The sequence below is a fragment of the Sphingosinicella sp. genome (assembly GCF_052388015.1).
In the GTDB taxonomy this organism is placed as follows: Bacteria; Pseudomonadota; Alphaproteobacteria; order Sphingomonadales; family Sphingomonadaceae; genus Allosphingosinicella.
The window spans coordinates 1-13,780 of the sequence record NZ_JBQTIN010000042.1 but is presented as its reverse complement, the minus strand read 5'-3'; the positions used below and the strand labels follow the sequence as shown (position 1 = coordinate 13,780).

Below are 13,780 nucleotides of genomic sequence, written 5' to 3'. Positions count from 1 at the left end.
GGTGACCCCGGCAGTTTTCACCATCGCCGCCCATCGCGCCTTCGCCGACGCGCTCGCGGCGGGGCTGGTCGCCCGTTTCGGACGGGAGAAGACGGGGCTCGCGCGCGGGATCGTGCTGACCCCGAACAACCGCGCCGCGCGCGCGATCCAGGACGCTTTCGTGCGCCGCTCGGGCGGCGGTTTGCTGCTGCCGCGGCTGGTTCCGATCGGCGATCCCGAGCTGAACGAGCGGCTCGGCGGCGCCCTGGAGCCGATCGGGGAAGACGACGCAATTCCTCCGGCGATCGACCCGATCGAGCGCCAGTTCCTGCTGGCCGGGCTCATCGGGCGGGCGCGCGGTGTCGGCGCGGCCGAGGCGCTGCGGCTCGCGCGCGAACTCGGCCGCACGCTCGATCAATTGCTGGTCGAGGAGATCGATTCCTCTCGCCTCGCCAGCTTTGCCGGCGAGGCTCCGGACCTGGCGCGCCACTGGGAAAAGTCGCTCGAACAGCTTCGCGTCGTCCTCGACGTCTGGCCCGACGTGCTCGCGGCGCTGGGCAAGATCGACCTCGCCGCGCGGCGCAACCGGCTGCTCGACGCGGCGGCACGGCGCTGGCGGACGGCGCCACCGGCAAGCTTCGTCTGCGCCGCCGGCGTGACGACGAGCGCGCCGGCGGTCGCACGCTTGCTCAAGGCGATATCCGGGCTCCCGGACGGGATGGTCGTGCTCCCGGCACTCGATCTCGACATGGCCGAGGAGGAATGGCGCGCGCTCGGCCCGCACGATCCCGATCCGGAAACGGGCCGGCGGCGACCCTCCATCGAAACCCACCCGCAATTCCACCTGAAATTGCTGCTCGACCGGATGGGCGTGGCGCGCGGCGAGGTGCAAAGCTGGCGCTGGGGCGGCGGCCGGGACGCGCCGGCGGCGCGCGGCCGCGCGATCGGCCATGCGATGGCGCCACCCGCGTTCACCGGCCGCTGGGAGACGCTGCGCCCAAACGAGCGCCGGCTGAGCGGGGTCAGGGCGCTGGAGCTGGCCGATCCGGCCGAGGAAGCGCAGACGATCGCGCTGGCGCTGCGCGAGGCGCTGGAAGAGCCGGGCCGGACGGCGGCTTTGGTGACGCCCGACCGCGGCCTCGCCCGGCGCGTTTCGGCCCATTTGAAGCGGTGGGGCGTGGTCGCCGACGACAGCGCCGGCCGGCCGCTCAGCGAAACGCCACCGGGCACTTTGCTGCTCGCCTTGGCGAACGCGGCGGCGGAGCGCTTCGCGCCGGTCCCGCTGCTGGCCTTGCTCAAGCATCCGCTGGTCCGCGCCGGCGACGAACGGCTCGGCTGGCTGGATGGCGCGCGCCGGCTCGATCTCGCGCTGCGCGGCCCGCGCCCCGCGACCGGGCTGGAGGGGATCGCGTTGCACCTTCGTGCCGGAGAGGACCGCGAGGCGAAAACGCGTGCGGCCGCCTTGCCCGGGTGGCGCGACATCGCGCCGCTGCTCGAACCGCTGGAAAGTGCCTTCGCCAATGATGTCCGGCTCGGCCCCTTGCTGGCGGCGATCCGCGAGGCCGCGGCGCGGCTGGCCGGCGATGCGGTGTGGAGCGGCCCCGCCGGCCGCGCCGCCGCCGACCTGTTCGCCCGGATCGAGGCGGCGGCGGACACCGGCCCGGAGCGGGTCGATCCCGCCGAGCTTCCCGTCTTGCTGGAGCAGCTGCTCGCGGCGGAGGCGGTGCGGCCGCCTTACGGCCAGCATCCGCGCCTCTCCATCTGGGGCCTGATCGAGGCGCAGCTCCAGCGCGCCGACCTCATGGTGCTGGGCGGGCTGAACGAGGGCGTCTGGCCGGCCTTGCCCTTGCCCGATCCCTGGCTGGCGCCGCGCCTGCGCGCCGATCTCGGCCTGCCGTCGCTCGAGCGGCGCATCGGCCTCGCCGCGCATGACTTCGCCGCCGCTTTGGGCGCTCCGCAGGTGCTGATCACCCGCGCCCGGCGCGATGCCCGTTCGCCGACCATCGCCTCGCGCTTCTGGCTGCGGCTGGAAGCGATGACCGGCGGCGTCAGCCGCGCGCCGCGCCTCGCCGCCTGGGCCCGGGCGATTGACAGGCCGCAAGGACCGCCGCGTCCCGCCGCACGCCCCGCGCCGTCGCCGGGCGAACGGCCGCGCAAGCTTTCGGTCACCGAGGTCGACCGGCTCCAGGCCGATCCCTTCGCCTTCTACGCCCGCCGCATCCTCGGCCTGTCGAGCCTCGACGACGTCGACGCCGAGCCGACCGCCGCTTGGCGCGGGACGGCGGTGCACAAGGTGCTTGAGGACTGGATGCGCGAGGACGATTGCGATCCGGCGAAGCTGGTGCCCCGGGCCGAGGCCTTGCTCGCTTTGCCGGGCGTCCACCCCTTGCTTCGCGCCTTGTGGCAGCCGCGGCTGATGGAGGCGATCGCGTTCATTGCCGAGGAAATGGCGGCGAGCCGCGCGGACGGCCGCCGGCCGCTCAAGGCCGAGGCGTCCGGCAGGACCGCGCTCGCGGACGTGGAATTGAGCGGCAAGGCGGACCGGATCGACCGGCTGGCGGACGGAAGCCTCGCGATCGTCGACTACAAGACTGGTCAGCCGCCGTCGCGCAAGGCGGTGATGGAAGGCTTCTCGCTCCAGCTCGGCCTGCTCGGCCTGATCGCGGAAGGCGGCGGCTTCGATGGCGTGGAAGGGGCGGCGGCCGCCTTCGAATATTGGAGCCTCGCCCGCAGCAAGGGCCGCCTGGGCTTCGTCTCGAGCCCGCTCGGCGGACCGGAGCAGATCGGCCCGGAGGAATTCCTCGCCCGCGCCGAGCGCGCCTTCGCCGTCGCCGCCGGCAAGTGGCTGACCGGCGATGAGCCGTTCACCGCCAAGGTGAAGCCGGAATATTCCTGGCCGGAATATGACCAGCTGATGCGGCTGGAGGAATGGTACGGGCGGGAGTGAAGTGCTGCCCCTCGATCCATGGCTGGCTAGCTGCTCCAAATGTCCGCCGGGGTGGGAAGCGGACATAGGCTTAAGGCTTGGCAGGTCTCATCGATGAGGGCATCCCGGCCAACAACAAGGACGGCGCTTTCCATCCCTCAAGTTTGAGCAACCCCAGTCGATGCGCTTGCGCCTAGTGTCCTGCTTCTTGGCGGATTCGATCCAGCAAATCCATTCGTTACGCGCCAGCGCCGAAATATCTTCCCAAGTTGCCAAGGCTTTTGAATCCACCTCAAGTGCGTCTCTCAGATCTTCGGGAAGATCGTGGACGACTCCACCGGGGATATTTCTCACGTCAGTCATCAGTAGCGCTGAACCTTGTCCCTCCGAGAGTAACGTTCGCACTGACCCACTACTCCCTCGGGGGAGTGGGGACGAACGCGTCAGCGCCTCTCGAACAGCCGCCGCAGGAACACCGTCTCCACCTCGCGCCTGAGATCGTTGTTCGGCTTCTTCTGGAAGCCGTGGCCCTCGTCGGCGAACAGCACGTACCAGGTCTCGACCCCGTTGGCGCGCAGATCGCGGACCACCTGGTCCGACTCCGATTGCGGCACGCGCGGGTCGTTGGCGCCCTGCATCACCAGCATCGGCCGGGTGATCTGGCGGATGTTGTTGAGCGGCGAGATCCGCTCGAACACGGCGCGCATCGCCGGCACCCGCTCGTCGCCATATTCGGCCCGCCGGTTGTCGCGGCGATAGGCCTCGGTGTTCTGGAGGAAGCTGATCCAGTTCGAGATGCCGTAGCGCTCGACGCCGCCGACGAGCCGGTCCGAATAATGGGTCATCACGGCGAGCGACATATAGCCGCCATAGGATTGGCCGTAGACCGCCACCCGGCGCGGATCGAGGTTCGGCTGGGTGCCGATCCAGTCGAGCAGCGCGCCGATATCGCGGACGCTGTCCTCGCGCCGCTCGGCATTGTCGAGGTTGAGGTAGCGGGTGCCGTAACCATCCGAGCCGCGCACATTGGGCAGGATCACAGTCGCGCCCAATGTGTCGGCGAAATATTGCGCGCCGGGGTTCCAGCCGGGCCTGGTCTGGGCTTCGGGGCCGCCATGGATGTCGACGATCACCGGCGTGCGCGCGTTCGCCGCGACGCCGCGCGGGCGGTAGACGAAGGCGGGGACCGAGAGGCCGTCGAAGCTGGCGAAGCGGATCAGCTCGGGCTCGGCGAGGCGGGCCGGGTCGAGATCGCCAAGCTCGGACTGCGTCCAGCGTTGGATTCCGCCACGCCCGGCAAGGTCGAAGGTCCAGACATCGCCGGCGGTGGTCGCGGCGGTGACGGCGATCGCCAGCCGTCGGCCGTCGGGCGAGAATTCGAGCGCGGTCAGCACGCCGCGCGGCAGGCCTGTGGGTTGCGGCAAGGCGCGGCGGGTGACGAAGTCCTGGACGACGACGCGGGAGAAGCCGTCTTCGTTGAACGCATAGGCCAGCACGCGGCCATCGTCGCTGAGGTCGTAATCCTCGACGTCCCAGCGGCTTTCGGGCGAGACCGGCCGGCGCTCGCCCGTCGCGATGTCGATCTCGACCAGCCGGCGCACGTTGCTGCCGGCGTCGGTGATCGCGAGGATCGCCCGGCCGCCGCGGACGAAGCGCGGCTCCTCGTACCGCGCCGGCGTCGCGGCGCTCCAGGCCAGCTCGCGGACCTGGCCGGAGCCCAGGTCGAGGATCATCAGCCGCGTCTCGCGGTTGGAGATGCCGCGCGCGATCAGCGCCTGGCGGTTGTCGGCGGAGATGTCGGCCGGGCCGACCGCGCCGATCCCCTGCCAGACGACGCGGCGGCTGGCGGGATTCATCGGATCGGCCGCGAGAATCGCATAATCGGCCGAGCCCCGGCTGGCGCGCGACCAGACGAGCAGCCGGCCGTCGCGGCTCAGGGTCGCCGACTGGTTGCGGGTGCCGGGCTCGGTGAGCTGGCGGGTGTCGCCACCGGCGAGGCCCCGGCTGTAGATCTGGAACCATTCGTCGCCGCCGGTGTCGCGGCTGTAGATGAAGGCGCTGCTGTTCGGGATCGCCTGCGCGTTCGCGACCGGTTCGTCATGGAAGGTGAGCTGGGTGCGCGCCTGCAGCGGGCCCGCAACCCGGTGGATCTGGTTGGTCGCGCCGAACCGGGTGGTGATCAGCATCGCGCCGCCGGGCAGCCAGTCCTGGAACTGGACCGACCGGTAATTCTGGTAGCGCTGGACGGCGACGCGCACGTCGGCCGGGATTTCCGGCACATTCTCCAGGCGCGCCGCGCCGACTTGACGGGTCTCGACGCGGGCGGGCTGGGCGAGGCTCGCCGCGGAGAAAGCAAGCAGGATGGCGGCAAAAGCGGGGCGAATCACGCGGGACCTCGGCGGCTGAGGGCGGAACATCTCAGGCGTTCCCGCAGCCGCCGCGCCGCGTCAAGGTGAACAGATGAAACTGCCCCCGGCAGTTTCAGCCATGTCCGGGGGTCATGGCGACCTGTTCACCTTACATCCCGCGGACGCCGCTATCCTCATAGTTGCGCGGGCGGGGGGCCGGGCGGATCGCCTGTCGCGGCGCGCGGGGCCGTGCGTGACCGTCCTCGCAGCGCGTGCCGAGCGACGCATGCCGCTCGCGGTGGCCGCGATGGCCGTCGCCGAGATCGGCATGGTCCGCGCCATGGCCCCGATGGCCGTCCTGGGCGTGATGACCGCGCCGGTCGGCGTCCGGCCCGTGATGGCCGTCGTCGAGCGCATGGTTGCGATGACCGCCGCGTTCGTCGTCGCGATCGTGATCGTGCGGGCCGCGCCGGCCGTAGCGCCGGTCGTCGACCGCCGCATAGCGCACCGCCTCTTCATAGCCGGGGTCGCCGTCGCGCAGCCAGCGGGCATAAGCGGCACGGACGCCGCGCTCGTAAAGCTGGATGCAATTGTCGTCGCGCCGGCTGCGGCACGGGCGGTAGGTCCGGCCGCCTTCGGAGGACGAGGCGCTTTGGTCGTCGTCGCGATCGGCGGGGCCGGGATAGGCGGCGCCGACGAGGATGAGACCGGAAAGGGCGGCGAGGACGAGCGGCTTCTTCATCAAACGCTCCTCAAGAACGCGTGGAGCCGTTCGTTTACCATTGTTAACGAATTCTGTTAACCTTTTTAGCTCAGCGCGGTCCAAATCCCGTACAGGCTGGTGGCGATCAGCACGACCGACACCATGACGAGCAATGGCCGGGCGGGAATCCGCTTCGCCGCGAGCGCGCCGAACGGCGCCGCGGCCAGGCCGCCGATGAGCAGGCCGGCCATCGCCGACGTCAGCGCCTCCGACCGCAGGGACAAGAGGAAGGTCACCGAAATGGTCAATGCGATGAAGAACTCGGCGGTGTTGACGGTACCGATCACTTTCCTTGGATGGGCGCCCTGAGCAAGCAGGTTCGAGGTCACGACGGGCCCCCAGCCGCCGCCGCCCGCCGCGTCGAGGAAGCCGCCGACAAGCCCGAGCGGCTCGACGATCCTCGGCTTGCGCTCCTGATGCGCGTGGCGCAGCGCCCGCCACAGCAAATAGAGTCCTATCGCGGCGAGGTAGGTGAGGACGAACGGCCGCGCGGTCGCGGCCGAAACCTGGGTGAGCACATAAGCGCCGAGCACGCCGCCGATCATGCCGGGGATGACGATCCGCCGGAACAGGCGCCAGTTGACGTTGCGGTGCGCGACATGGCTGACGCCCGACGCGCCGGTGGTGAACACCTCGACCGCATGGACGCTCGCCGAAGCGACCGCCGGATCGACCCCGCGACTGACCAGCAGGGTGGTGGAAATGACCCCGAACGCCATGCCGAGCGCGCCGTCGACGATCTGCGCCGCGAAGCCGACCAGGATGAAGGGCAGCAAATCCCAGAAGCTCAAAGTGGCGAAATCGAGCACGGGTCGCGGTCCTCGTCGCGCGGGATCGCTTCGCCCGCCTTCATCCCGCCATAGCCGCGCGCCGGACGGGTGGAAATGGTCGCCCGACCGTCGCTTTCGCGGCCGCGCGGCGAAGAAAGTTTACGATTCGTAAACCTCTGGAGTCGGACAATGCGGGAAGCACGAAGAATCCCGGGGTGGGAAGGTGTTGGACACGGTTTATTCGCTATCCGGCGAGGTGCCGGCGACAGGCGTGGCGGACGATCCCGGCGCGCTGTTCCAGCCGGGCGCGCTGGTGCTCGGCAGCGTCCGCCAGATCTGCCAGATCCGCAAGCTCGGCGCCGGCGGCGCGGTGCTTCATGCTGACGTGCCGATCGAACCGGGCGCACGGCTCGAGCTCGAGCTCGAGACCGGCGAGCCACTGGTGGGCACCGTCGCCTGGCGGCAGGGCAGCGAGATCGGCCTCAAATTCGATCGCGCCGTCGACATCCTGCCGATCATCGCCCGCAACCTCGCCAGCCAGCCCGGCGAGCGGCGGCGGATGCCGCGGATCGAGATCGCCTGCCCGGCGCTGCTCGAACATGACGGCCGGACCGAGCTCGCGGCGATCCGCGACATCGCGCAGGGCGGCGTGAAGCTCGAGATGCCATACCCCCTCGCACAGGACCTCCAGGTGATCGTGACGCCGGAAGGGCTCCATCCCGTCGAAGGCGTGGTTCGCTGGACCAACGGGCGGGTCGCCGGCATTGCGTTCGCGCACGAGATCAGTTGGCAGGAGCTGATGCCCTGGCTCAGGCTCCGCAGTCAGCTTCCCGATTCCGAACTGGCGCCGCCGCGCCCGTCTCCCGCGATGTCGTCCGAGGCGGCGGCATCGGCCGCGCCCAGCGTGCAGCTCAATCTCAGCGCCCGGGTGCGCGAGGGCCTGAGGCGTTGGACGATCGACGTCGACAGCCTCGACTCGCGCACAGTCTCGTTCGAATCCTATGCGCCGCTAAGGCTCGGCACGTTGCTATGGGTTGTATTGCCGGGACTGGAAGGCTGGCCGGCACGGATCGTCGCCAATGAAGGCTATCGCTTCACCTGCGAGTTCACCCAGCCGCTTCACCCTGCTGTGCTCGAACGGATTCTCAGCGCCGGGCGCGGCAACGCCTGAACCGGCAATGCCGGGTTCGCTACGCCTTTCATTCCTCGCTTTGGCGCTCACTGGCTGCCAACTCACGCCGCCGTTGCCGCCCAGCGCCGCCCCGGTTCTGCCGGTCGGCGAGAATTGGCGCGCGATCGTCTCGCCGGCCGACGCCGACCGGCTGGCGCGGCTCGACGCCGCCTGGGCGGCGACACGCGCCGGGGCATCGCCGCTGCTGGCTCGCGAGGCTGCGGGTTTGTGGCCGGCCCCGCCGCCCGGCTCCTATCGCTGTCGCGTCTGGCGGCTCGCGGAGGGCAGGGCGCCGCGCCGCTTCCCGGCGCAATTCTGCCATGTCGGCGTCGAAGGCGCGCTGCTGTCCTTCGCCAAGCAGAGCGGCGACGAGCGCTGGGCCGGCTATTTCTATGTCGACGGCGAGCGGCGGATGATCTTCCTTGGCGCGACCGCGGCCAGAGAAGCGGCTCCCGGATATGGCGCCGATGCGGCCCGCGACGTGGCCGGCGTCGTCGAGCGCGTCGGGCCGCTGCGCTATCGGATCGCGATGCCCTGGCCACGCAGCGGCGGCGCGCTCGACATCGTCGAGCTCGTGCCGGTCGCGCCAGCGCTGGACTAGGCCGGGGGGTTGCCGCGCTTGCGGCGGCGATTGGCGTAGAGCAAGGCCGCGACCAAAGCCGCCGATCCGATGCCGATCGCGGCGCCGGTGACGATCTGGCGGGTGCGGTCGGGACGGGCGGGCTTGTTGGCTTTTGCCGCCGCGGCTTCCGCCAGCACGCCGCGCGGTGGCTCGTCCTCGGTCCTGTCTTCAGCCATCTTCCTCACTCGCGACGTCTCGCCCGTCTTTCCTGAACCGCGGCGCGCGGGAAGGCAAGCGGCGCGGCCGGCGCACAGACAAAGACGGCGGCTCGCGCCGCCGTCTCCGTTCCTTGCTGTGGCTCTGAATTAGCGGCGCGGACGGCCGCGGCCGCAGCCGGCGCGGTCGACATAGCGGCCGCTGTCGCCATCGGTGATGCGGGTGCCGCACCGCCGGTTCGGCCGGCCGCGGCCATTGCCGCCCGGATCGGCGGTACGGCCCGCGTCGCCGTCGGTGATGCCGCTGGTGGTGGGGCGGCGGACGCCGCGGCCCCGTCCGGGCGGATCGTGCGGATCGCTGTCGGTGACGCCGGTGTTGCCGCGACCGCGGCCCGCCGGATCGGCATAGGGCCCGCTGTCGGAATCGGTGACCTGCGCCTGGGCGCGGGTGGCGATGGCGGTCAGCGCCGCGCCGCCGACGAGCGCGCCGCCGGCGACGCGGCCGATGAACGAACGCCGGCTGATTTTCCGGGTGGGTTTCATGTTTGACTCTCCCTCGTCCGGTGGCCTGCCCCCGACCCAGGCAGCCATCAGCGGTGTCGGAGCCCACGGACCGCGGACAGACTAGACCGCCTCGATAGGCTGTCAAGGCGAGACGTCCGCGTCGCGATCGGCTAGACGATCGCCGATGAGCGTGCGCGGATTCACACTGTTCGATACCGCGATCGGCGCCTGTGCCGTCGCCTGGAGCGAGGCGGGGCTGATCGCGACCCAGCTGCCGGAGCTCGGCCGCGATTTGGCCCGGCGGCGCCTGGCCCGGCGCGTTTCCGATTGCGCCGAGGAAGACCCGCCCGAATGGGTGCGCGGCGCGATCGGCAAGATCATCGCCCATCTTGCCGGCGAGCGAGTGGATTATGCCGGCGTCCCGCTCGATGAGCGCGGCATCGGCGAATGGGAGCACGCCGTCTATCGCGCCGCTGCCGCGATCCCGCCCGGCGAGACGCGGACCTACGGCGCGCTGGCCGCCGGGCTGGGCCGGCCGGAGGCGGCGCAGGCGGTGGGGCAGGCGTTGGGCCGCAATCCCTGGCCGATCGTCGTGCCCTGCCACCGCATCCTGGCCGCCGATGGCAAGACGGGCGGCTTTTCGGCGCCCGGCGGAGTCGTCACCAAGTTGAAGCTGCTCGAAATCGAGGGCGCGCTCGCGCCCGGCACGCTGCCGCTTTTCGCATCCTCGGCAGACTGAATGGCGCGCCGCCACGATCCGTTGCCGAAGCTGGTCGGGGACCAGGCCCGCGCCGCCGGACCGCGCGTTCATGCCGCGCTCTCCGCTTCGGCCGGCACCGGCAAGACGCAGGTGCTCACCGCGCGGGTGCTGCGTCTGCTGCTTGCCGGCGCCGATCCCTCATCCATCCTCTGCCTCACCTTCACCAAGGCGGGCGCGGCGGAAATGGCGGAGCGCATCCATGGCCGGCTGGCGCGCTGGGTGCGGGCCAAGGACGAGCATCTGTCGGCCGATCTCGCCGCGCTCGGCGAGCCGGTCGGTCCGGCGATACGCGAGCGCGCGCGCACCTTGTTTGCCGATGTCCTCGACGCGACCGGCGGCGGCCTGCGGATCCAGACCATCCACGCGTTCGCGCAAGGCCTGCTCGGCGCTTTTCCCGCCGAGGCCGGACTCACGCCCGGCTTCCAGCCGCTCGAGGGCCGCGCCGAGCAGCAGCTGGTCCGTGCCACGCTGGCGGAGATGCTGGTCCGTGCCGAGCAGGAGGGCGATCACGGCCTCGTGCGCGACGTTCAGGCGCTGAGCCTGCGCATGGGCGAGGGCGGGGCTGAAGGTTTTCTGCGCGCTTGCGCCCGCGCGCCCGATGCGCTCGCCGCGCTGGGGAGTCGCGAAGGGGTCGAGGCGCGGCTGCGCCTTCTGTTCGATCTGCCGCTGGGCGATATCGAGGACGCGATCGCCGCCGAATGCGCCGACGATGCCTTCGATCTCGTCACTCTGCGCGCCATCGCCGACGCCAACCGGGCCTGGGGCGCGGCGACCGGCCTTGCCGCCTGCGACGCGATCGCCGCCTGGCTGGCGCGGACCGGCCCGGATCGGGGCAGGACGATCGACGAACTCGCCCGGGTCGTGCTCACCGGCAAAAGCGAGCCGCGCAAGGCTTCGGCCGGGCTGCTCCGCGCCGCGCCGGACTATGAAGAGGTCGCGGCGCGGCTGGGCGACTGCTGCCGGCGGCTGGTCCGGATACGCGTGCTGGGACAGATGGTGGCCGCGCTCGCGGCAGGCCTGCGCGCGGGCCAGGTGTTTGCCCTCGCTTATCGCGACGCCAAGCGCGCCGAAGGCGTTGCCGATTTCGACGACCTCATCCGCTGGGCCGAACGCCTGCTCGCCGAGGAAGGGATGGGCGAGTGGGTACGCTACAAGCTCGACCAGCGCACCGATCATATCCTGGTCGACGAAGCGCAGGATACCAATGCGCGCCAGTGGCGGATCGTGGAGGCGCTGACGGAAGAATATTTCTCCGGCGCAGGCGCGCGCGGCCGACACCGGACGATCTTCACCGTCGGCGATTTCAAGCAGGCTATCTTCGGCTTTCAAGGCACCGATCCGCAGGAGTTCGAACGCGCCCGCGCCTCTTTCCGCCAGCTGGCGCTGGCGGCCCGCGACTCGGCTCTGGACGCGGATACACCCGCCGATGTGCTGCCGCCCGATTTTCACGATCTGTCGATGGAGAAGAGCTTCCGCTCGTCGCCGGAGATCCTCGCGGTCGCCGATCGCGTCATCGGCGACCTTGGCTATGAGGCGTTCGGGCTGCCCGAGCGGCCGCTGCCGCACGCCGCCCACCATTCCGGCCGCGTCGGCTCAGTCACGCTCTGGAAGCCGTTCGTCGCCGAGGCAGACGCGGGAGAGGAAGGCTGGATCGCCGAGACGACCCGCGCCTATGCCGGCGCGCTGGCGAAGCAGATCAGGGGCTGGCTCGACGCGCCGTTCCGGATCGAGAAGACCGGCAAGCCGCTGCGGCCCGAGGACATATTGATCCTCGTCCGCCGCCGCGGCGAACTGGCCGGGCTGCTGGTCGCCAGGCTTCATCGCGAGGGCGTTCCGGTGGCCGGCGTGGATCGGCTGCGCCTCTCGGCGCCGTTGGCGGTTCAGGACCTGCTCGCCGCCGCGCGCTTCGCCGTCCAGCCCCTCGACGATCTCAACCTCGCGAGCCTGCTCGTCTCGCCTTTATTCGGCTGGTCGCAGGATCAGCTCCATGCCGTCGCGGCGGACCGCAAAGGCGCGCTCTGGCCGGTGGTACGGAACGCCGCGCCGGCCGACACCAGGGACGGGCTGGCCGGCCTGCTCGCCATGGCCGATCTGGAAACGCCGTACGGTTTCTTTGAGGCGACGCTTTCCGGGCCGCTCGATGGCCGGCGCAGGTTGCTCGACCGGCTTGGCGGCGAGGCGCGCGACCCGATCGAGGAATTGCTTTCCGCCGCGCTCGACTTCGCCGGGCCGCAAACCTCTTTGCAGGATTTCCTCGACTGGTTCGCGCGCGGCGAGGTCGAGATCGTCCGCGACCCCTCGGCACCGCGCGACGCAGTGCGGGTGATGACCGCCCACGGCGCCAAGGGCCTGCAGGCGCCGGTGGTGATCCTCGCCGACGCCTGCGCCGATCCGGCCCGGCTCGGCCCGGGCCAGCGCCTCGCCGCGCTGCCGCTGCCGGACATCGAGGAGAAGCTGCCGGTCTTCCGACCGCGCGCCGAGGCGATGGCGGAGCCGCTGGCATCGATCGTCGCGCGACAAGATATGCGCGACATGCAGGAGCATTGGCGGCTTCTCTATGTTGCAATGACGCGAGCGGAGGAGCGGCTTTACGTCGGCGGCGCGCTGGGTGCGATGGCGAAGGGCGTCGCGCCCGTGGCGAGCTGGCACCGGGCGATTGAGACAGCGCTCGCGGGAATGGGAACATCGGCTGCCGAAACAGATATTTGGGGTTCAGAGCTGAGATTGGGTGAAAAGCCACGATCGGCTGCCGTCCCGCCGCGGGCAACGGCGCGAGCGATATCGCTTCCCCCTTGGATTGCCGTCGCCGCGCCCGCCGAAGCGCGCCCGCCACGGCCGCTGACGCCGTCCGCCCCGGGCGAGGACGAGGCGGCCTATCCGCCGCCGGACACTGCCGCTCGCGCGGCTGCCCGGCGTGGCGAATTGCTCCACCGGCTGTTCGAGCGGCTGCCGGCGGTGCCGCCGGAGCAGCGGCGTGACCGCGCGGACGTCTGGCTGCTTCGCTCGGCCGGTGTCGCCGACGAGGCCGAGCGCTCGGCCCTGGTCGCCGACGCCTGCCGGATCGTCGACCACCCCGATTTCGCGCCGCTCTTCGGGCCGGACGCGCTTGCCGAGGCGCCGATCGCGGCGGTCGTGCCGGGCGGCGCGGTCGTGTCCGGCACGGTCGACCGGTTGCTGGTCGAGGAGGGCCGCATCCTCGTGGCCGACTTCAAGACCGGCCGACGGGTTCCCGGCGCCGCCGCGGACGCGCCCGCGTCGCATCTCCGCCAGATGGCCGCCTATCGCGACGCGCTGCGGGTCATCTTCCCGGACCGGCCGGTCGAAACGGCTCTGCTCTACACCGCCGCGCCGGTGTTGCTGCCGCTGCCCGACGCCTTGCTGGATGCTTATCGCCCGACCGCTTGAGCAAGCTTGCCACTCACCCTACATGCCGTCCAACTTCCCGTTCAGGAGATTCCTGTCATGGCCACCAAAACTGTTACCGATGCCTCCTTCCAGCAGGACGTGCTCAACGCCACCGGCCCGGTGCTGGTCGATTTCTGGGCCGAATGGTGCGGCCCCTGCCGGATGATCGCCCCGGCGCTCGAGGAGATCGCCGGCGACATCGGCGACAAGGTCGACATCGTAAAGCTCAACATCGACGAGAACCCGGACACGCCGGGCCGCTATGGCGTCCGCGGCATCCCGACCATGCTGCTGTTCAAGGGCGGCCAGCCCGTTGCCCAGAAGGTCGGCGCCGCGCCGCGCAGCCACATCCAGCAATGGCTGGAGGGCGAGCTCGC

The 13,780-nt window shown here is 70.8% G+C and carries 12 protein-coding genes; 6 read left to right on the top strand and 6 right to left on the bottom strand.

All coding sequences use genetic code 11. The features are described 5' to 3' along the window. The first annotated feature begins 1 nt into the window (after position 1). A complete protein-coding gene (gene addB / locus ACT4N3_RS03620; RefSeq protein ID WP_444853844.1) occupies positions 2–2,926 on the top strand; it encodes a double-strand break repair protein AddB in 2,925 nt (974 codons plus the stop codon). Between the two features lie 87 nt (positions 2,927–3,013). Here addB and ACT4N3_RS03615 read toward each other — a convergent pair whose 3' ends face one another. From ACT4N3_RS03615 to ACT4N3_RS03600, 4 genes are all read right to left on the bottom strand, one after another. Next, positions 3,014–3,268 carry a YdeI/OmpD-associated family protein gene (locus tag ACT4N3_RS03615; RefSeq protein WP_444853843.1) on the bottom strand — a complete coding sequence of 85 codons (255 nt, stop codon included), beginning with the start codon at positions 3,266–3,268 and terminating at the stop codon, positions 3,014–3,016. Positions 3,269–3,348: 80 nt separating this feature from the next. Then, positions 3,349–5,292: a S9 family peptidase gene (locus tag ACT4N3_RS03610; RefSeq protein ID WP_444853842.1), complete on the bottom strand. Its 1,944-nt coding sequence runs from the start codon at positions 5,290–5,292 to the stop codon at positions 3,349–3,351. A gap of 130 nt (positions 5,293–5,422) precedes the next feature. After that, the gene (locus tag ACT4N3_RS03605) at positions 5,423–5,995 is read right to left on the bottom strand and encodes a hypothetical protein (protein ID WP_444853841.1); all 573 of its coding nucleotides are present in this window, start codon (positions 5,993–5,995) and stop codon (positions 5,423–5,425) included. Positions 5,996–6,060: 65 nt separating this feature from the next. Continuing rightward, positions 6,061–6,825 (bottom strand): sulfite exporter TauE/SafE family protein, encoded by a 765-nt coding sequence (locus ACT4N3_RS03600; protein ID WP_444853840.1) that lies wholly within the window; start codon positions 6,823–6,825, stop codon positions 6,061–6,063. A 184-nt stretch (positions 6,826–7,009) separates the two neighbouring features. On the opposite strand from ACT4N3_RS03600, the gene ACT4N3_RS03595 reads away from it, so the two are divergent. Continuing rightward, on the top strand, positions 7,010–7,957 hold the full coding sequence (locus ACT4N3_RS03595) for a PilZ domain-containing protein (protein ID WP_444853839.1): 948 nt from the start codon (positions 7,010–7,012) through the stop codon (positions 7,955–7,957). 7 nt (positions 7,958–7,964) lie between these two features. After that, positions 7,965–8,558: a DUF4893 domain-containing protein gene (locus tag ACT4N3_RS03590; RefSeq protein WP_444853838.1), complete on the top strand. Its 594-nt coding sequence runs from the start codon at positions 7,965–7,967 to the stop codon at positions 8,556–8,558. On the opposite strand, the gene ACT4N3_RS03585 is transcribed toward ACT4N3_RS03590, so the two are convergent. Together ACT4N3_RS03585 and ACT4N3_RS03580 are read right to left on the bottom strand one after the other, a co-directional pair. Continuing rightward, positions 8,555–8,755: a hypothetical protein gene (locus ACT4N3_RS03585; RefSeq protein ID WP_444853837.1), complete on the bottom strand. Its 201-nt coding sequence runs from the start codon at positions 8,753–8,755 to the stop codon at positions 8,555–8,557. The two genes, ACT4N3_RS03590 and ACT4N3_RS03585, sit on opposite strands and share 4 nt — an antisense overlap. Before the next feature lie 129 nt (positions 8,756–8,884). Beyond that, positions 8,885–9,277: a hypothetical protein gene (locus tag ACT4N3_RS03580; RefSeq protein WP_444853836.1), complete on the bottom strand. Its 393-nt coding sequence runs from the start codon at positions 9,275–9,277 to the stop codon at positions 8,885–8,887. Between the two features lie 145 nt (positions 9,278–9,422). Here ACT4N3_RS03580 and ACT4N3_RS03575 point away from each other — a divergent pair, with 145 nt between their 5' ends. The 3 genes from ACT4N3_RS03575 to trxA form a co-directional block, all read left to right on the top strand. Then, positions 9,423–9,977: a methylated-DNA--[protein]-cysteine S-methyltransferase gene (locus ACT4N3_RS03575; RefSeq protein WP_444853835.1), complete on the top strand. Its 555-nt coding sequence runs from the start codon at positions 9,423–9,425 to the stop codon at positions 9,975–9,977. Continuing rightward, positions 9,978–13,403 carry a double-strand break repair helicase AddA gene (gene addA, locus ACT4N3_RS03570; protein ID WP_444853834.1) on the top strand — a complete coding sequence of 1,142 codons (3,426 nt, stop codon included), beginning with the start codon at positions 9,978–9,980 and terminating at the stop codon, positions 13,401–13,403. 57 nt (positions 13,404–13,460) lie between these two features. Continuing rightward, positions 13,461–13,780: thioredoxin (trxA, locus tag ACT4N3_RS03565; protein ID WP_444853833.1), on the top strand; the 320-nt coding region annotated here is incomplete at its 3' end.

Bases quoted from the DNA above. Each gene is read 5' to 3' on its own strand.
- ACT4N3_RS03615 (WP_444853843.1), bottom strand. From the start codon at position 3,268: ATGACTGACGTGAGAAATATCCCCGGTGGAGTCGTCCACGATCTTCCC.
- ACT4N3_RS03605 (WP_444853841.1), bottom strand. From the start codon at position 5,995: ATGAAGAAGCCGCTCGTCCTCGCCGCCCTTTCCGGTCTCATCCTCGTC.
- ACT4N3_RS03575 (WP_444853835.1), top strand. From the start codon at position 9,423: ATGAGCGTGCGCGGATTCACACTGTTCGATACCGCGATCGGCGCCTGT.
- addA (WP_444853834.1), top strand. From the start codon at position 9,978: ATGGCGCGCCGCCACGATCCGTTGCCGAAGCTGGTCGGGGACCAGGCC.
- ACT4N3_RS03580 (WP_444853836.1), bottom strand. From the start codon at position 9,277: ATGAAACCCACCCGGAAAATCAGCCGGCGTTCGTTCATCGGCCGCGTC.
- ACT4N3_RS03585 (WP_444853837.1), bottom strand. From the start codon at position 8,755: ATGGCTGAAGACAGGACCGAGGACGAGCCACCGCGCGGCGTGCTGGCG.
- ACT4N3_RS03590 (WP_444853838.1), top strand. From the start codon at position 7,965: ATGCCGGGTTCGCTACGCCTTTCATTCCTCGCTTTGGCGCTCACTGGC.